Source organism: Streptomyces caniscabiei (assembly GCF_014930365.1).
Taxonomy (GTDB): Bacteria; Actinomycetota; Actinomycetes; order Streptomycetales; family Streptomycetaceae; genus Streptomyces; species Streptomyces caniscabiei.
On record NZ_JABXWI010000004.1, the window covers coordinates 1 to 17,741 of the forward strand.

Annotated in this window: 13 protein-coding genes and 1 pseudogene; 5 read left to right on the plus strand and 9 right to left on the minus strand. The window is 70.5% G+C overall.

The features are described from left to right. Nucleotides 1-1,093 (plus strand): helix-turn-helix domain-containing protein (locus HW837_RS11700; RefSeq protein WP_193383456.1); only part of this gene is annotated, 1,093 nt, incomplete at its 5' end. Between the two features lie 70 nt (nucleotides 1,094-1,163). Here HW837_RS11700 and HW837_RS11705 read toward each other — a convergent pair. The 3 genes and pseudogenes from HW837_RS11705 to HW837_RS49985 form a co-directional block, all read right to left on the minus strand. Then, a complete protein-coding gene (locus tag HW837_RS11705) occupies nucleotides 1,164-1,319 on the minus strand; it encodes a hypothetical protein (RefSeq protein WP_159041021.1) in 156 nt (51 codons plus the stop codon). A gap of 332 nt (nucleotides 1,320-1,651) precedes the next feature. After that, entirely contained in the window at nucleotides 1,652-2,083 is a 432-nt protein-coding gene (locus tag HW837_RS11710) for a YybH family protein (protein ID WP_045563553.1), read from the minus strand. 75 nt (nucleotides 2,084-2,158) lie between these two features. Next, nucleotides 2,159-2,760, minus strand: a pseudogene (locus tag HW837_RS49985) (zinc-binding dehydrogenase); the annotation flags it as partial. Nucleotides 2,761-2,938: 178 nt separating this feature from the next. Between HW837_RS49985 and HW837_RS11720 the strand changes: the two are divergent. After that, nucleotides 2,939-3,679, plus strand: coding sequence for a dienelactone hydrolase family protein (locus HW837_RS11720; protein WP_045563552.1), 741 nt, complete (start codon nucleotides 2,939-2,941; stop codon nucleotides 3,677-3,679). A gap of 653 nt (nucleotides 3,680-4,332) precedes the next feature. On the opposite strand, the gene HW837_RS11725 is transcribed toward HW837_RS11720, so the two are convergent. The 3 genes from HW837_RS11725 to HW837_RS11735 all read right to left on the minus strand — a co-directional run bounded on the left by HW837_RS11725 (nucleotide 4,333) and on the right by HW837_RS11735 (nucleotide 7,472). Then, on the minus strand, nucleotides 4,333-5,244 hold the full coding sequence (locus HW837_RS11725; RefSeq protein ID WP_045563550.1) for a ParA family protein: 912 nt from the start codon (nucleotides 5,242-5,244) through the stop codon (nucleotides 4,333-4,335). Continuing rightward, nucleotides 5,241-5,798 (minus strand): hypothetical protein, encoded by a 558-nt coding sequence (locus tag HW837_RS11730; RefSeq protein WP_159041020.1) that lies wholly within the window; start codon nucleotides 5,796-5,798, stop codon nucleotides 5,241-5,243. Before HW837_RS11730 ends, HW837_RS11725 begins: the two co-directional genes overlap by 4 nt. Nucleotides 5,799-5,984: 186 nt before the next feature. Further along, nucleotides 5,985-7,472, minus strand: a complete 1,488-nt coding sequence (locus tag HW837_RS11735) for an FG-GAP and VCBS repeat-containing protein (RefSeq protein WP_045563548.1) — start codon at nucleotides 7,470-7,472, stop codon at nucleotides 5,985-5,987. Nucleotides 7,473-7,709: 237 nt separating this feature from the next. Between HW837_RS11735 and HW837_RS11740 the strand changes: the two genes are divergently transcribed. Continuing rightward, entirely contained in the window at nucleotides 7,710-7,982 is a 273-nt protein-coding gene (locus HW837_RS11740) for a DUF6233 domain-containing protein (protein ID WP_045563547.1), read from the plus strand. 325 nt (nucleotides 7,983-8,307) lie between these two features. On the opposite strand, the gene HW837_RS49990 is transcribed toward HW837_RS11740, so the two are convergent. Further along, on the minus strand, nucleotides 8,308-9,309 hold the full coding sequence (locus tag HW837_RS49990; RefSeq protein WP_313895475.1) for a HEAT repeat domain-containing protein: 1,002 nt from the start codon (nucleotides 9,307-9,309) through the stop codon (nucleotides 8,308-8,310). A gap of 887 nt (nucleotides 9,310-10,196) precedes the next feature. On the opposite strand from HW837_RS49990, the gene HW837_RS49995 reads away from it, so the two are divergent. Further along, nucleotides 10,197-11,486 carry a vanadium-dependent haloperoxidase gene (locus tag HW837_RS49995; protein WP_196788846.1) on the plus strand — a complete coding sequence of 430 codons (1,290 nt, stop codon included), beginning with the start codon at nucleotides 10,197-10,199 and terminating at the stop codon, nucleotides 11,484-11,486. Nucleotides 11,487-12,045: 559 nt separating this feature from the next. Here HW837_RS49995 and HW837_RS11755 read toward each other — a convergent pair. Next, nucleotides 12,046-15,789 (minus strand): nSTAND1 domain-containing NTPase, encoded by a 3,744-nt coding sequence (locus HW837_RS11755; RefSeq protein ID WP_193379796.1) that lies wholly within the window; start codon nucleotides 15,787-15,789, stop codon nucleotides 12,046-12,048. A gap of 177 nt (nucleotides 15,790-15,966) precedes the next feature. Between HW837_RS11755 and HW837_RS11760 the strand changes: the two genes are divergently transcribed. Next, nucleotides 15,967-16,470: a hypothetical protein gene (locus tag HW837_RS11760; protein WP_045563071.1), complete on the plus strand. Its 504-nt coding sequence runs from the start codon at nucleotides 15,967-15,969 to the stop codon at nucleotides 16,468-16,470. Nucleotides 16,471-16,659: 189 nt separating this feature from the next. Here the strand turns inward: HW837_RS11760 and HW837_RS11765 are convergent, their stop codons facing one another. After that, the gene (locus HW837_RS11765; RefSeq protein WP_193379795.1) at nucleotides 16,660-17,661 is read right to left on the minus strand and encodes a hypothetical protein; all 1,002 of its coding nucleotides are present in this window, start codon (nucleotides 17,659-17,661) and stop codon (nucleotides 16,660-16,662) included. Nucleotides 17,662-17,741: the final 80 nt, after the last annotated feature.

Here is a 17,741-nt window from a genome sequence, read left to right on the forward strand (position 1 = left end):
GGTCACCGAGGAGGTCACCGGCATCGACCTGGTCCGCGAGATGTTCCGCATCGCCGACGGCGAACACCTCGGCTACGACGACCCGCCACTGCGCGGGCACTCCTTCGAGTTCCGCATCAACGGCGAGGACCCCGGCCGCGGCTTCCTCCCCGCCCCCGGCACCGTCACCACCTTCACCGCACCCACCGGCCCCGGCGTCCGCCTCGACGCCGGCGTGGAATCCGGCAGCGTGATCGGCCCCGCCTGGGACTCCCTGCTGGCCAAGCTGGTCATCACCGGCGCCACCCGCCAGCAGGCCCTGCAGCGGGCCGCCCGCGCGCTTGCGGAGTTCACCGTCGAGGGCATGGCCACCGCCATCCCCTTCCACCGCGTGGTGGTCACCGACCCTGCGTTCGCCCCCGAACTGACCGGCTCCAGCGACCCGTTCACGGTCCACACCCGCTGGATCGAGACCGAGTTCACCAACGACATCAAGCCCTTCGCGGCCCCCGCCGACACCGACACCGACGACGACGGCGACCGCGAGACGATCGTGGTCGAGGTCGGCGGCAAGCGCCTGGAGGTCTCCCTGCCCGCCGCCCTGGGCATGACCCTGGCCCGCACCGGCCTGGCCGCCGGCGCCAAGCCCAAACGCCGCGCGGCCAAGAAGTCCGGCCCCGCCGCCTCCGGCGACACCCTCGCCTCCCCCATGCAGGGCACCATCGTCAAGGTCGCCGTCGAGGAGGGCCAGGAGGTCAAGGAAGGCGACCTCGTCGTCGTCCTGGAAGCCATGAAGATGGAACAGCCCCTCAACGCCCACCGCTCCGGCACCATCAAGGGCCGGGCCGCGGACTATGCCGGGCTGCTCGGCTGTTCGGTCCGCACTCTCAGCCGCGCGGCCCGGGACGCCACCGGCAAAGGGGTGCGTGAGGTCATCGACGAGCGGCGGCTGCTCGAAGCCCGGCGCCTGCTGGGAGGCGCCGGGTGGGACGCCCGGGCTGTGGCCGTCCATCTCGGCTTCACCGATCCAGCGAACTTCGGCCGCTTCTTCCGTAACCACACCGGTCTCACCCCGACCGACTTCACGGCCCGCGAAGCCGACACCGACATGTGAGGCGTGGGCAGCACGAGCCACAAACCCACATGGCCGCGGCCGCCACGGCCCTTCGGGCCGCAGCGGGCCTTCATGGCCGGCCAGAGGGGGCGAGCACCTCGCGCAGGTAGTGGCCGGTGAAGCTGTCGGGGCTTTCGGTGATCTGGCCGGGGGTGGCGGTGACGCGTCCGCCTGCCTCGCCGCCGCCGGGGCCGAGGTCGATCACGAAGTCGGCGTTGGCGGTCATGTCGCAGCACGCGAAGAGGACGCGGACGTCTGAGCGGTGCAGGCCTGAGCTGGGTTCATCCAGGATGATGAGGTAGCCCAGGCCCAGGTCGACGAGAGTCCGCAGGCGGGAGCGGACCTTGTTCAGGTCGCCCGTGTGCTCGATGGCCTGGGTGACAGTGCGGGCTTTCGTCGGCCGCGAAGAGACCCTGCTCCTTGAGATTGTGCACGCGGGCCGCGTGCACGGTGATCGCGTCCGGCGCGGCGGCCGCCGCGGAGTCTTTCGTCCCCTGTTTCGCAGGGCTTGCCCTCTGGCTGGTCCAGATGAGGGGGTGTTGCTTCGGGACCTTCCGGTCAGGAAGCGATCTTCTCCGTCACGGTCTGGGAGAACGCCCAGTTGGAGTGCACGATCCGCCACTGGCCGTCGATGAGCTTGTAGCCGTGGGAGGCGTTCCAGGAGCGCAGCTGCTTCTCCTCGCCGTTCTCGTCAAGAACGAAGGTGTTCAGGTTGTAGCCCAGGACGGCGAGGTCGCCGTCGTCGCTGACGTGGACCTGCGGGTTGAGGTATTCGTTGCGGACGATGTTCGGGTTGGAGTAGATGGAGTCGATCCATGCGATGACCTTGTCCCGGCCGACCAGGATGTTCTCGAGGATCGGGTCGAAATAGCTGACCTCATCGGCGAACGCGTCGAGGTAGCCACGGTTGTCGCCGACGCTCCACCGCTCGTTGAACGACTTCTCCAGCTCGAGGATGGTCGTGCTGATTTCTTCCTTGTTGACGCCCATGGCGCTTCCTTTCATGCATGCCGCGGCGGGCCGGCTCTGACCTGACCGGCGCGGAATGGTGTGTTTCTGTGCTTCTCAGTCGTCGAGCAGCACCACGTGCTTGCCCGGCGTCGTGCCGGCCTCGACGTCGGCCTGGGCATCGCGCACCTGTTCCAGGCCGTGGTGGACCTTCGCGACCGGCACCTTGAGCCGTCCGTCCGCGATGGCCTGCAGCTGCTGCTGGAACACCTCGGCGGGCAGGTCGGTGGCCTCGCCCGCGTAGGCGGTCAGCCGCACCCCCCCCCAGGGATCATGAACGGGGTGAAGTCGGGGATCGTCCACTGGCCCGCCAGGGCTCCGGTGAAGCAGACGGTGCCGTGGCGGCGGACGGTGCGGAAGGTGTCGGCGAGGACCGAGCAGCCAACAAGTTCCAGTACGGCGTCGACTCCGTCCGGCATCAGCTCGCGCACCTGGCCGGCGATGGTGCCGTTGTCGACGAGTGGATGGTCGACGCCCACGGCCCGCAGTTCGCCCGCCCTCTCCGGGCTGCGGGTGGTGGACAGGACGGTGGCTCCGAGGCCCTTCGCGATCGTGGCCGCGCTCAGCCCGACCGTGGAGGTGCCGCCGCGGATCAGCAGCGTCTGCCCCGCCCGCAGACCGAGGCCCGTGGCGAGAGAGCCGTAGGCGGTCTGGAACACCACGAGCGAAAAGCTTCCCGGGCAGCTCGGACCGAGGCGGGAGGGAGTTCACGACGCCGTTGCCCGTCCGACTGACCGTGATGTCAGGCCACCCCCTGGATGCCGTCCGAGGAATCGGGGCCTCGCCGTCCGCGCACATGCCCTCCCTCTGCCCGACCTCCCTCACCTGGAGAACTCGATGCCCACTCCCACCCGGGTCGACCTCGTACATCTCAGTGCCTCCCTCGGCGGTTCCCGTCGGCTGTCCGGTCATCTCGCCCGCCCCGGGGGCACCGGCCCGTGGCCCGGCGTCATCGTCGTACACGAGGCACTGGGGGTGGACGAGGTCATGCTGCGGCAGACCGAACGGCTCGCCCGGGCCGGCTACCTGACGCTCATGCCGGATCTCTTCTCCGACGGGGGCGTCCGCCGCTGCCTGGTGCCGACGATGCGCGCCGCGACATCGGGCCGCGGTCGCGCCTGGGCCGATCTGGAAGCCGCACGCCAGTCGTTGGCCGCTCACCCCGACTGCACTGAACGCATCGGCATCATCGGCTTCTGCATGGGCGGCAGCTTCGCCCTGCTCGCCGCAGGGCGGGGCGGCTTCGACGCGGCCTCCGTGAACTATGGTCAGCTCCCCGAGGACAGCGAGCGCGCCCTCGCGAAGTCCTGCCCCGTAGTGGCCAGTTACGGCGGCCGTGACCGGATGCTCAAGGGAGCCGCGGCCAGGCTGGAAGCCGCCCTGACCCAGGTCGGCGCACCACACGACGTGAAGGAATACCCCGCCGCCGGACACTCCTTCCTCAACGACGCCGAGAACGCCCCGCGCTGGCTGCGCCCGCTCACCCGGATCTCCGGGATCGGGCCCGAACCGGAGTCCGCCGCCGACGCCTGGCACCGGATCGAGGAATTCTTCGCCGAGCACCTGGCCGACGCGTAACGCGGCAGGGCCCCGCCTCGGCGTACACCTGTTCAGGAAAGAAGGCGACGGGGCAGGCAGCGAGCCGTCGGCTGATCTGCTCGGCAGTACTACGCCGGCTTCCGCCCCCGTACCCACCGCCCGCGTGACCCTTGATCGCTCCAGGAAGGCGCGCCTGCTCGTGACATCCTGAGCGAGGGCGAAGCTCAGGGCGAAGACCTTCTGGCGTTCAAGCCCGTAGGAGATCATGCGGTTGTTCCACAAGCTCTGGTCGCATTTGAGTCTGCGGCCGGTAGTGGGGTCCGTGCTGCTGCGGTCATCAGGTGTCGTCGTGATCCCGACCTGAACCCGGTACGGGTGGGCGCCGTGGCGGCAGGGGATGAGGAGCAGGTGGTACCAGCGTGACTTCGCACGGCCCTGCCGGTGTTCGAGGCGGCTTACGGGTACCGGGAGCAAGGTGCTCGTTCCGTCGTCAAGGAGGACGCGTTCGGCGATGCGGCCCCGGTCGCACCACAGGTCATGGCGGCAGCGCCCGAAGCGCAGGAGGTCGTAGGCGCGGGGTTTGACCGAGCCGTGCTGCTTGTTGATGACCAGCAGCCCGAGGTGGACGAGGACGTCGCAGTGGACGCGGCGGAAGGCACCGTCGAGATGTCGCCCGTGCAAACCGGGAACGCTCAGGCCATCAGGTCGACGAAGCCGAGGTGCGTCATCACCTTCCGGTAGTCCACGGACGGCACCGAGTTGGGCAGGAGGATCGGCAGGGGAACCTCGTCCTCGTAGAGCTTCTCGGCGTCTGCCGAGTAGCGGATGTAGGGCAGCAGCACGGAGCTGTACATCGCCTCCGCTGCGGCTGTGGCGCGGCGGGCTGCCGCCGCCTCGTTCCAGGTCAGCGTCGGCGTTCCGGTGAGGATCAGGTGGTTGAGCGTCGGCCGACCCGGGACGGACCGGCGGCCGCGGTTCTTGTCGCGGACTCGCTCCAGCTCGTCCGTGAGCCGCTTGACCAGCTTGACGGCCTGGGGGTCGGCCTTGATCGACGGAATGACGGAGTCGTCTTCGTCCAGCATGCGCGGCACGGAATAGGGCATCTTGCCGTAGCTCGCCGGGAAGTCCAGGTAGAAGACCGTGTCGTCACCCTCGTAGGAGCGCAGGATCTCGGCGAACCAGTCGTTGCGGTCCGCGTCCTCTGCGATGGCCAGGTCCGCGCCGGCCATGGCTGGGCTGCTGGGCACGACGCGCAGGTTCGGGATGGGCGCGAAGTCCCCTTCGGGCTCGTCGCCGTCGCCGATGCGGTAGCGGGCGGGCAGCGCGACCTCGTCCAGGGTGGCCTTGCCGTAGAGCAGGTCGATCGCGGTCTTCTTGCCCTTGAGGGCGGTCTCGTCGTAGCCGAGGACGATGGTCGACGACATGTTGCCGTCGAGGTCGAAGACGACGCCGGGGTAGCCGCGCAGCGCGGCGATGACGGCCGTGGACGTGGCGCTGGTGGACTTGGTGGACCCGCCGCCTTCGATGATGTAAGCCCAGATGAGGGGCCAGTTCCGGCGCTTGGGGCGGAAGTGGGGGTCGACGGTGACGTAGGTGGTATTCATCGGGGTCCTCCTGCGGCGACCAGTTCGAGTTGTACGGCGACACCGCTCAACGCCTCGCTCATGTCGACGAACTGGACAAGCCGCTGGTGGGCCGCGAGTTCCCCGGCACGCACCGGAATGGACACGACGGTGTCCTCGGAGAGCACGGCATCGACGGCCAGGCGCTCGGCAGCAGCGTTCCGCGCGTGGTGGAAGCGGTCCCTGAAGGGTCCCTTCCTGTCGAAGGGCGCGAGGCGTTCGGCCAGGCCGGCGAGGAAGAAGCCCGCCACCCTCTCGGGGGCGGGAGTGAGACCGGCTCCCATCGAGCGGGTGACGTCCTTGACCTTGGCGATTTCAGTGACGAGGGCACAGCCGCTGCTGGTGTTCCATTCGAAGTACAGCTCCATGGCGTCCTGGCGCGCCCCATTCACGCTCGATCCCTGTCCCTGCCGTCCCGGCGGCTCCAGACGGATCCGCGACGCCAGCCCCCGCAGCAACTCCACCACTCGCAACGCGGTCCACCAGTCCGCGTACCGGTTACCCGCCTTGTCCGCAGCCCCACCCGCCAGCCCCACCCAGCCTCACTCCCCCAAGCCGCCGCCAGGGCCCTCTCCTGCGATCAGCAGCCCACACACAACTCCCCCACCACCCCTAGGTCCGACGCTTCGGGGATGGGATCGGGTCGTGTCGCCGGCCGGCCGGACATGACGGTGGGGCGGCACAGGCCGCCCCACCGAACCCCCGTTGCCCGATCGGCTCGCTCAGCGCAGGAGCGCGCCGAAGCGGGCGCCCGTGGCGGGCGCCGAGAGGTCGCCAGCGCCGAACGCGAGGGACGACGTGGCCGTGAGACCGGTCGCCGTGCCGCGCAGCACCCAGACCGCGCCGTTCCAGCTGTTCTCGGCCAGGGAACCGGCCGCGAGGTCGGCGTGGCCGTCACCGTCGACGTCCAACAGCGCGCTGCTCGCGCCGAACTGGTCGTCGTTCTCGGCGACTCCGGGTACCCCGGCGGTGTCCTGGTGGAAGGTCTGCGCACCGGCGCCCGTGACACCGGAGGCGCTGCCGGGGACCAGGGCGACGGACCCGGCGTCGGTGATGTCGCCGATGTCCTCGCCCGGGATGCCGAGCGCGATGTCGCCGAAGCCGTCGCCGTTGACGTCCGCCACCGAGACCGTGGAGCCGATCCCGTCGCCCTCCTCCTCCACGCCGGGGAAGCCGGGCAGGTCCTGATCGAAGGTCTGTACGCGCTCCCCGGACAGGCCGGAGGCCGACCCGAACGCGATCTGGACCTTGCCGCCGTTCCAGTAGTTGCCCACCACGACGTCGTCGAACCCGTCGTTGTTCACGTCCCCGATGCCGGTGCCCGTACCGGTCGCCGTGCCGTCCGCGGGGACCCAGCCGCTGGTGAAGCCCGTGCTGCCGCCGCCGAGGAACAGACGGTTGCCCCACTGGCCGTCGCCCGCGTACTTCCAGGCGACGATGTCGTCCTTGCCGTCGCCGTTGACGTCGCCGGTCCGGGTGGAGCGGATGGGCCCGCTGATCGAGTCGCCGTCCTCCTGGCAGCCGCCGTTGGTGGCGCAGGACGCGTCGCCCGCGTCGTAGCCCCACCAGTCGGCCTTGTCCAGCAGCGGCAGGGTGGCGGTGGGCTGTCCGGCGCGGGTGACCGGGCCCTTCCACACGGTGGCGTCGCCGCTCGCCGGGTCGTCGCCCGCGCCGGACAGGTAGGAGAACAGGGCGAGGTCCGTCTTGCCGTCGCCGTCGAAGTCGCCGGTCGTGGGGGACTGCCCGTACCCGGGTACGGCCGTGCCGCCGGTGAGTCCGGAGGCGGAGCCCCAGAGGATGACGGAGCCGGGACTGCCGCCCGAGATCACCAGGTCGCTGAAGCCGTCGCCGTCCAGGTCGCCCTTGGTGAAGTTGGTCCCGAAGCCCTGGTTCGCGGTGGCGGAGCCGGGAACGCCGCTGGTGGAGCGGCTGATGAGCTTCTTGTTCGCGGCGGAGACCCCATGGGCGGAGCCGTACATGACGGCCACGTAGCCCGCCTTGGCCTTGCCGGAGATCGTGGCGTCCGGAGCCGACACGACCAGGTCGGCGTATCCGTCGCCGTTGAAGTCGTCCTGCGTGTCCACGGACCCGGTGGCCGCCAGCGCCGGGCCCCCGGTGAGAGCCATGGCGCCGAACCCTGCGGCGAGCAGGACCGCGGCTGCCAGGGGTGCGGTGAGCGCGGTACGGGTTCGGCGGTGTGCTCGGGACATACGTGAGCCTTTCGAGTCGGTCGGTTCTGTACGCGGAAGGCCGCGTTCAGTGGGTACGACTCGAGCCGGGCGATCCCAGTTGTACGTCCCAATGTCATGGATCCGTAACCGTGGAGACAGGTGTGGCGCTGAACTCCCTTGTTGTCACGGGGAGTTCGGCGCACGTGTCACCGTCGGCCCACAAGATCGCCTCGACCCACTCGGGGTGGTCGACGAACGGGTTCTGAGAGGGCGTTTATGCAGGCCGGTCACTGGATCGCCGACGAGGGACGGCGCCAGGCCGAGCGGCGCCTGAGCGAGCAGGCGCGGCCGGCACCGCCCGACTGGCTTGTCCAGTACGGGCTCAACCGCACCGACGTGGACGCCATGCATACCGGCGACTGCTGGGCAGCGGCCAAGAGCGGCCGGTGCCACCCGGCCACCCGCCAGCAGGCCATCGACGGCCCTGCGCCGCAGGTGCCGCCCTGCATCCGCTGCCGCCCGGACACCGCGCACGGCATCCTCGACTAGCCGCGGCACCGCACCTCGGCCTGTCTGCTGAGTGACCGCGTGCCCGTCGGCCACGCAGCGTGGAATGCATCCGGGCATGACGTGGTCCCTGCCCGAGCGATGCTCACCGTGGCCGTTACCAGCCCCGCCCTGCTCGCCGGGTTCGCCGCGGAGCCGAAGTGGGATGGGTTCCTTCACTGCACTTCTCAAGTGGCCCGCCTCGGTGTCGAGGGCCTGGCATCAGCACGACGTGCCGTGACTGGGTCGACGGACGGTGATGCCGAGTCGCCGGGCGTGGGCGGAGGCGTTGCTGCTTTCCAGTCTTGCGAATCATGACTTGGTTCTGTCAGGACCACGGGTCGTTCCGTCGGTCTTCAGCGTCAGGAGTGTCGGGATGCAGCATGGTCCGCAGGCAGCGTTGCAGGCCATCGCCGGCGGCGTGCTCGGCCGCACGCAGCCACGGGAGCGGTGCCACGAGCTGGGCTGTCTCGGGGGTGGCGAGGTGGTCCAGTAAGGCGGCCAGTTCGTCGGGGACCGGCAGGTCGGTGAGACACATCCAGCCCAGTGCGGCGCTCACGCGCACCTCGGGCGGCTGTGCATGATTGGACCAGCAGGCCTGCATCCAGACCACTGTGTCGGGGTCCTGGTGTGCTCGGGCCAGTTGTGCAATTGCCAGGACCAGTCCCGCTCGTACGGCCGGGTCGTGTTCGCAGAGCAGGCGGGTCTGAAAGGCGGACATGATGGTCTGCGCGCGGGCGGAGGCGGCCGCCAGCGCGTAGGCGGCGGCGATGCGCACCGTAGGGTCAGGGTCGTCGACCAGGGGCATGAGGAGGTCGGTGTCCGCGGCGATTGCGTCGCGGGCGGCTTGCACCGACCAGTTCTGCAGGTAGCCCGTGACTTCGAAGAACCATTCGTCTTCACCACGGAACCGCAGCATGTCGGCACGGGTGCACACGCCGTGGTGCTGCATACGCGCCGCTTCTGCTGTCACTGCCAGGGCTTGGGCTCGCCGGCCCGCTTCCGGGTCCGTACCGACCCGAATCAAGAAGGGCACCGCCAGTGCCACTGCGGCCCTCATGTCATTCGCGCACAGGCCGATGAGTACGCTCAGGCCACCACGGACAGTATCGCCTGAACGCAAACTCTCCATCTCCTGCCGCACGCCGGCACCCTCCGGGAATCGTTCCCATGGCACCTCCTCAAGCTGAAACCCGTCCTTGGCCTGAGTGCTGATGCCCGCTACCACAGCTCGGACGTCAAGCGGCCCATCCACGCAATCGAGATGATCGCCGTCCACGAAGGCCTGTACCACCGCCTGGTATGTCCGATCGCTGTCCCATGAATCCACCGGCCACCCCCATACCCACGGACTCCCCATGGCCAGGCGCAGTGACGCTGGAGAAGTCTCGAACCTGCGCTGATCATGCCAGCCGGCACAGACAGCGCACTGGGACCGGACGGCACGGGCAGGTGTCGGTGAATCGTCGTCCGAGGCGGGCAGGGCAATCAGTCGGTCGAGGTTCGAGTGGTTGCGGCGCGGCCAAGGAGCTCAACGTGATCAGCTCGCAGGTGCCCGGCCTCCTCCCTTCGCCGGCGTAGATGCTGGAGGCTCTCCTCGAGGGCGGCGACCAGCCGGCCGAGTTGGGCTGGGTCGACGCGTAAGAAGCGGCATCGGACGCAGGCGTGCTCGTGCACGCACGGCGCCCGAACGCGCGGTGGCAGTCCCCGAGCGCGACGCGACGGAGCAGGAAGTGTTCTTCGAACTTCGTCCACTCCTCGGTGCCCCGGCCGCTGCCGTACGCGATCGCATGATCCCCCGCTCACCCTTGCCATGATCCGGTCAACACCGACCCTCACAACGCGCCTCGGGCGCTCCGGCCCCATGGGGCTCTTGATCAGGCCAGCTTCTGTGGACACTGGCCGAATCGACCACCTGTGCCTCTCAGAGAACCCCAACGAAGGGTGCCCAGCAGCCGTCCGTAGCTCCTCACTGAGCATGTAGGGGAGTTCTGCTAGCAACGGTTGTCGTTCAGCGCGGACGACACCGGGAGTTCACGGAGAACGGTGTCGATGAGTTCCAGCAACGCCCGGGGGTTTGCGGTGGGAGCCCGCGCGTTCGTCGCCGAGGTGACGGACATCCGGGTGTGAATCCCGTCGGATTGTCGATGTGACGACAAAAATGACCCCCGCCGATAGGCTCGGACAATCTGTCACCGACAAGCCCCTGGGGGTCTCGTGACACAACGTCCGCTCACCGGAACATTCAGAGGGTTACGCCGTATCGCGGTCCTCACCGTACTCGTCCTGACCGTCCCGCTGACGGCCACCACCGCCGAGGCGCACGGCGGCGTGGAGGCTGCCTCGGGCAATCCCGTCATCGCCTGGAACATCCACGCTCAGAGCGCCATCCACGACACCGCCAAGCAGTCGCCCACCACCAGCACCCGCAGCTTCGCCATCGTGCAGGGCGCCGTGTACGACGCGGTCAACGCCGTCGCCGGCCGTCCGTACGAGCCCCTGGTCAGCGCGCCCCGCAGCCGCCCCGGGAACTCCACCGCCGCGGCGGTCGCCGCGGCCGCCCACGACACGTTGCTGTGGCTCTTCCCCGCGCAGGCCGAGTCGCTGAACGCCCGGTACGACGAGGCGCTGGCCGCGATCCCCGACGGCCGCGCCGAGGACGGCGGGGTGGCCGTCGGCAGGGCCGCCGCCGCGGCGATGACCGAGAACCGCCGTGACGACGGCTTCGACCCCGCCGCGCCGTGGACCGTCGGCACCGAGCCGGGCCAATACCGGCTCACCCCGCCCGGCTACGTCAACGTCGGCGCCTGGGTGCCGAACCTGAAGCCGTTCGTCGTCCCCGACGCCGGCGCCTACCGGGTCAAGCCCCCGCCGGCCCTGACCGGCACCGCCTGGGCCCGCGACCTGAACGAGGTCAAGAGCCTCGGCGCGGCCACCAGCACCGTCCGCACCGAGGACCAGACCGAGGCGGCGATCTGGTGGGACGACCCCCGGATGGTCGAATGGTCGATCACCCGGCAACTCGCCCGCGCGCACCACCTCAACAGCCTCCAGACGGCGCGGCTGCTCGCCATGGTGTACGTGGCCTCCGCCGACACCCTGATCGCCTGCTACAAGGCCAAGGCGCACTGGAACTTCTGGCGCCCGGTGACGGCCATTCCGCTCGCCGGCACCGACGGCAACCCGGCCACCGATCCCGACCCGGACTGGACGCCGCTGCGGGTCACCGCCCCGTCGCCGGAGTACCCGTCGGGCCACGCCTGCTTCACCACGGCGGTCATGACGGCCCTGGGGTCGTTCTTCGGCCGTGACGACCTCACGTTCGCCGCGTACAGCCCCGCCTCCGGCACGACCCGCCACTACGACAGCCTTCAGGCGGCGACAGCCGAACTCATGGAGGCGCGAATCTGGGCCGGCGTGCACTACCGCTTCGCCTCCGAGCACGGGCACCGGCTCGGGCTGGCGGTCACCCTCGACGTCCTGAGCCGCGCCTTCCAGCGGCGCTGACGCGGCCGTCCCTCCCACCACGACCGGGAGGACAGCTCGGGACAGCACCAACACCGGGACGGCGACCGAAGCGCAGCTCAGCGGGGTCGGGACGCGGAGAGGACGACTGGTCTCCGGCCAGGAAAGGGTGGTTGTCGCGGGCAGGGCGCAACACTGAGCACCCAACGGAGTTCCTCGTGCAACAGAAGGATCTTGGTCGATCTGCTGCCCATGAGGAACTCCGTTGCCGCTCGGACAGCCCACCTTCCTGGAGGCTACGGCGGTCGGTGTCCCGGGGCCGGTGAGGCCGGCGGCGGTAAGGAGCTGGTCGGCGGCCTCGATCAGACCCGCCGCCCGCAGTTCACGGGCGCGGCGGACCCAGCTGTCGTGGGACGGCTCGTAGATCTTGAGGCATCGGGTGTACGGCAGGCTCGTCACGGCCTGGATCCGGCGGGCGAGCTGCGCGGTGCGGGGCTGCTTCTTCGGCATCGTCTGCCGTGCGGCCGGCCGTCATTTGCGGTGACGGACAAGCGATCCGGCGAGAGACGCAGGAGACACACAGGGATCCCTCGGGCGCCGGTCATGTGCAGGGCGGAACGTGTCCGAAGTCCGGCAACAGGGTGTGCCACTGGCGCTCGGTCAGCGGCGCACCAGTCGTGGCGCAGATCCGGGACGCCGCGTGCTGAGCGTCGGTGGTCCAGTGGCGTGCGGTGCGGCCCCCGGCGGTCCACACCTGGGTTCCGTCAGCGCTGAGCGCGGCGTTGGAGAACGCCTCGCCGGGGCTGCGGAGGGAGGCTCGTAGGAGTGGCCGGTCCGAGCGGGTGAGGTTCCAGAGCGCGGCCGTGCCGTCCTCCCCCGCGCTGAGCAGGGTGCGGCCCCCGGCGGCGAGGTGGAGAGCGACGAGGTGTCCGCTGTGGCCGCGCAGCGGGCGCGGGAGGAGGGTGGGGCGACTGTGCGGATGGGCGGGGTGGAGGCGCCACAGCCGTACGGTGTCGTCCTGGCCGCCGGAGGCCAGGAGCGTGCCCTCGGCGGCGACCGCGTTCACGCTCGCGGTGTGGCCGGTGAGTTCATGGACGGGGCTGCTGACGGTTCCGCGGGAGCGGGTGTCCCAGAGGCGGACGGTGCGGTCGCTCTCGGCCGTGGCCAGCAGTCTGCCGTCCAGCGCGAAGGTGACGCCGTTGACTCCGTTGGAGGAGGGCGCGGCGAACAGGGCCTGCGGGGACAGGCGTTGAGCGGCGGCCGGCAGTCGCCACAGGGCGGAGCGGTTGTCGACGGAGCCGGCCGCGAGACGGCTGCCGTCGGGAGCGAAGGCCAGGGAGGTGACGGGTTCGCCGAAGCGCTCATCGGTGTCGAGGCGGCGGGGCCTGTCGGTGATGTCCCACAGGTGGACGGTGCCGTCGGCCGTGCCTGCGGCGAGCCGGGTGCCGCTGGGGTGGAGGGCGACTGTGGTCACGGCAGCGGGGTGAGGAAGGAGACTGAGGAGGGCGGGGTGGTAAGGGTCGCGGATCGACCACAGACGGACCGAGCTGTCGTGAGCGGAGCTCGCGGCAACGGAGCGTCGGTCGTCGACCGCGATGTCGCTGATCGTGTCGGTGTGGCCGAGCAGTATGGGCAGGGGCAGGGGCCACCGGTAGGCGGTGCCACCGTCGGTGGAGCCGGTGTACAAGGTGGGCCGATCCGGGGCCCAGGTCAGGGACTGCAGAGGCCGTGGGTTGGGGAGGGACAACAAGACGTCTCCGGTGCCCGGGTCGCGCAGCCGCAACGGGCCGCGGCTGTCGGCCTCCGCCAGGTAGGCGCCGTCCGCGCTGTAACCCAGCCCGGCCGCGAAACCGCCCACGTGATCGGCCGCTTGCCAGCGGGTGCACAGGCCGCGTTGATCCAGCCCGCACAGCCGCATCGCCCCGGTGCTCAGACCGACCGCGATCCGCCTGCCGTCCGGGGCGAGCGCCGTTTCGCTGACCGGCGCCGGGAAACGCTCGGTGTCGGTTCGGCGGTAGCTGCCGTCGGAGCGACGGGTCCAGATGACGGCGGCGCGTTCGGAACTGCCGGCGGCGATGCGGGAGCCGTCCTTGCCGACAGAGACCGAGACGAGTTTCCGGTGCCCGGCGCGGAGTTCGCGGACGGCGCCGGGGTGTTGCGGGTCGGTGAGATCCCACAGTCGTACGACGCCGTCCTCGCAGGCCGCGGCGAGAGTGCGGCCGTCCTGGGTGATACGGGCGTCGCGGGCATCACCCGAGGCATGCAGCCGAGGGCCGGGGGTGGGGCGCCGGGTGCCGTGCAGCCGCCAGATCCTGATCTCCGTACTGTCCGCGACGACCAGGCCCTCGCCGCCGCGGGTGAAGGCCAGTCCGTACACCACGCGCTCACCGGGCAGGAGCAGCCGGGCCAGTGGGGACGGCCGGGCCTCGGCAGGCGGGCCGTTCGGTTCGGGCAGACGCCAGAGCCGTACCACTCCCTCCCGTGACCCGGTGGCCAGCAGACCTGCGCGGGCTGCCAGGGCCTGCACCGCTTGGCCCGTGGGCCCGAACAGGACCGGATGCGGCAGGCCGGAGCTGCTGATCGCCGCTTGGCGGGCTTGTACCTCGCCCGGGTCCGTGCGATACGCGCCCAGGGCGAGGGCCGCGGCCGCGGCCGGATCGGTGGAGCGCAGGGTCATGGAGTGCCCGGCCATCGCCCGGGCCATGGCCCGCCGGTTCTGCCCGTCCGCCTGGTCTTGCAGTACGACGATCGTTACGGCTGCGATCAGGACCAGCACCATCAGGCCGACGATGGCTGCGAACGCACGGCGCAGCCTGCGCAGCCCGCGCCGTGCCTCATGCGTGCCGGCGGTGAGGAACTCCGATTCGACGGCCCGTGCCTGCCCGGGGTGATCCGCCTCCCATTGCGCGGCGACGGCCAGCGTGGCGCCCTGGAACAGCAGGTCGGGCCGGCGTCCGGACTCCGCCCAGGCCCGCGCCGCCTCGGCGATCCGCTGGTGGGTGCGGATGCCCTCACGGTCGGATTCGATCCAGCCGGCGAGCCGGGGCCAGGCCCGCAGAAGCGCCTCGTGGGTGATCTCCACCGATGCGCTGCCCAGGGTGAGCAGCCGGGCCCGGGCGAACGCTTCCAGCGCGGGTCCGGTGTCGGCGTCGAGGTGTGCGCGTGACACGCGCCGCCGTGTGTCGGTGCCCTCCTCGCCGACCTGGACGAGTTGGAGCATCAGCCGGCGTGCTGCGGCCCGGTCTCCACTCGGCAGGTCGAGGTAGGTGCGCTCGGCGGTCTCGGCGACGGCGCCCCGGATGCCGCCGGTGCGTCGGTAGCCGGCAATTGTCAGGCGCCTGCCGGTGCGTTGCTGCCAGGTGGCCAGCAGGGCATGGGACAGCAAGGGCAGCGAACCGGGATCGCAGCCGTGACCGCCGGGGTCGAGATCGTGGAGGAGGGCGTCCACCAGGCCCGGTTCCAGGTCGAGCCCGGCCAGCGCGGCCGGCTCCTCGACGGTTTCGGTGAGCTCGCTGCGGTTCATCGCCCCCAGAGCGACCGTCCGCTGCTCGATCGCGGAGACCAGGCCGGGGTGGGTCAGACAGCGGTCCACGAAATCGGCGCGCACCGCGAGCACGGCGAGCGGGAGCGCGCACAGCGCGTCGAGACAGGCGGTGCGCTCGGCTTCGTCCTCGCAGAGGGTGAAGACCTCTTCCAGTTGGTCGACGACGAGGAGCAGCCGGTCATCGACGGGCGGGAGATCGCCGCCGCGGATGCGGGCAGCGAGGTCCTGCACGGGCAGTCCCAGCGGGTCGGCGAGCACCTGGGCCAGCGCGTCCACCGGGCGGCCCCCGGGGGTGACCACCACGGTGTGCCAGGGCCCGCGTTCCAGCGCGCCCCCGGCCACCGCCCGCAGCAGGCCCGCCCTCAGCAGGGATGACTTGCCGGCCCCGGACGCCCCGACCAGCAGCACAGGGCCGCCCTCCCGCACGGCCTGTACGACGCGCGCCACGAGAGTGCCCGTCGCGGTCCGCCGCCCGAAGAACCAGCGCGCGTCCCGCTCACCGAAAGCGGCCAGCCCTCGGTAGGGGCAGGGCACCGCCCGCTGTCCCGGCTGTGCCACCGGATCGACACGGAGCCCAGACAGCTCACCACCCGCGCGGAGCGCGGCGTCCACAGACTCGGCCAGCTCCCGGTTCGGCCGCTTCCGGCCGTTCTCGATGTTGGACAGATGGCTCTTGCTGTAGTTCGTCGCCTCCGCCAACCCCGACAGGGACACTCCGCGTTCGCCTCGCAGGCGACGCATGACCGCCCCGAAGTCCGGCGGAACCGGCTCCGAGGTCTTCGGGACCGTTTCCTCCTCCATGCTGTTCCCCCAGCTCACAAGGCGTATTCCGCTATCGCTCCGGACGGGATACTCGGCGCTCCTAGCGTGCCGGGTGCCGGGCGGGCACTTTGGTCTCGCCGGGTCGACGCCACCACAACGAGTGACGGCAGTCATCTCCCGGAACCTCAACCCACCCACCGGAAACGGAGCTTCACCATGCCCGGAAAGATCAAGTCCGCCTGCGTCGGGGCGTTGACAGCAGCGACACTCGCGTCGACTGTGCTGGCCACGGCCGCCCCTGCCCATGCGGACGCGACCAAGTGCGCCGCGTTCAAGGGGCGAGGCAAGGCGTCAGCCGCCGCCTGCATCAACACTGAGCTGCAAAATGCCGGGCACCCGGCGCTGTGGCGCGTGATCGCCAGGGCGTACGTGAAGCTCGACAGCAGCGCGAGTAACGCCCGCTCGTTCCACTACCAGGTTCAGTACCACCGCAAGCCCATGGGGGAAGGCTGGCAGCCTTGGAAGACGGTGGCCGACGGCAGGACGACGGTGCCGGCCGGGCGGACCGTGGGCCCCATCCACGTACACACGGACTCGGCGCCTGCGCTCGGCTGCCGAGACACCGGCCAGTTCTGGGCGGTTCAGGCGCGGGTGTCCTACGGCGGGTCGGGTGGATGGAGCGACTGGTCACACATCTACACCGGTGACTGCGACACCTGACCGTTGGATGGGGACGCCGCCCGGCTGACCCTGTTCGGATGACTTGAGCCGGCAAGGTCGCGCACGCGGTCGACGTCCCCGCGGGCCGCCGCCCTCCGTACTCCGTGAGGGCGACGGCCGGACGTCTACATGCGTGCTTTCCCGTGCCCGGCGGCGGCCGGTCAGCAAGCTGCCGGGCTCCGACTCTGTTCACGCTCGTTCGATCAGCCGCAGTACCCCCAGCATGTGCTGCGGTCGGGCCGCGGCCTCCGAGTCATAGGGATAGAACGACACCTCCACCCCCACCCAGCCCCGGAACTCCCCGTCGTCGTCCAGGATCTGCAGGAGCGGCTTCACATGGGAGTTGCCGCCGTGGCACAGGGCCCCGTGCGCCGACGCGAGACAGGTGCACCAGTGCCACCAGGTGTCGCGCCGGTCGTGGGCGGAGACGCGTGCGAGGTAGTACTGGATCGAGGTCTCCCGGCAGCCGCACGCCGTGGAGCTGGGCTGGTACCTCGTCATGCACCACGAGGGGTTCCGGCAGGCCCGGTAGCCGGACTGGCCGAAATTGCCCTTCTTCATGCGCGTGACGTCCCCGCCGGCCCAGGACCAGCCGTCGAGCGGCAGGTCCTGCGGGTACGCATGCACGCTGGACATGGCACGCCGCGTGCTCAGTTCCGCGTTGCTGCCGTACGCGTACCCGTGCGTGGCGGCGCCGGAGTTGCGGAACGTCAGGCTTGCCAGGCCGCGCCGGGGCTCGACGGACCACTCCTCCTTCCACCGAGATGTCCACGCGATGTGCACGATGGAGCCGGCGCCGGCCCGCAGTTCGAAGGTGCCCCTGCGCACCTCGGGAGCCGCGCCGGTGAACCCGGCCGCCGTCATGACCGAGCAGGGGCGCGAACCGGGCTTGTCCCGGGTGCCGGGCGCGCAGCGCGTATCGGGAGTTGCTCCGACGGGCACCCGCGCGGGCTTCGGACGGCGCGTCTGCTCCCAGCGGTACATCTGTGCCGTGACGGTCCCGCTCGGGTCGAAGTGGTACGTGCCCAGGCGCGTCCAGTTGCCGGTGCCGGGCGCGAGACGGCCCATCGCGACCACGAAGTCGTCTCTGCCACCGGGCAGTTGTACGGAGGGCGCGGCACCCTGGCCCGGCGTGAGGGTTGCCGCCGTCACGACCAGCGTGAACAGCAGCGCGTACAGAGTTCGGATCATGCAGCCGAGTCGACCGCATGACGAACCCTGGAGACTGCTCGCCACGACGATGATCACCCGGCTTCAGGAAGTGCGCGGCG

What these genes read in the sequence shown, in the direction of transcription:
- HW837_RS11760 (WP_045563071.1), top strand. Translation starts at nt 15,967, where the DNA reads ATGCCCGGAAAGATCAAGTCCGCCTGCGTCGGGGCGTTGACAGCAGCG.
- HW837_RS11705 (WP_159041021.1), bottom strand. Translation starts at nt 1,319, where the DNA reads ATGACCGCCAACGCCGACTTCGTGATCGACCTCGGCCCCGGCGGCGGC.
- HW837_RS11740 (WP_045563547.1), top strand. Translation starts at nt 7,710, where the DNA reads ATGCAGGCCGGTCACTGGATCGCCGACGAGGGACGGCGCCAGGCCGAG.
- HW837_RS11765 (WP_193379795.1), bottom strand. Translation starts at nt 17,661, where the DNA reads ATGATCCGAACTCTGTACGCGCTGCTGTTCACGCTGGTCGTGACGGCG.
- HW837_RS11720 (WP_045563552.1), top strand. Translation starts at nt 2,939, where the DNA reads ATGCCCACTCCCACCCGGGTCGACCTCGTACATCTCAGTGCCTCCCTC.
- HW837_RS11755 (WP_193379796.1), bottom strand. Translation starts at nt 15,789, where the DNA reads ATGGAGGAGGAAACGGTCCCGAAGACCTCGGAGCCGGTTCCGCCGGAC.
- HW837_RS11725 (WP_045563550.1), bottom strand. Translation starts at nt 5,244, where the DNA reads ATGAATACCACCTACGTCACCGTCGACCCCCACTTCCGCCCCAAGCGC.
- HW837_RS11710 (WP_045563553.1), bottom strand. Translation starts at nt 2,083, where the DNA reads ATGGGCGTCAACAAGGAAGAAATCAGCACGACCATCCTCGAGCTGGAG.
- HW837_RS11735 (WP_045563548.1), bottom strand. Translation starts at nt 7,472, where the DNA reads ATGTCCCGAGCACACCGCCGAACCCGTACCGCGCTCACCGCACCCCTG.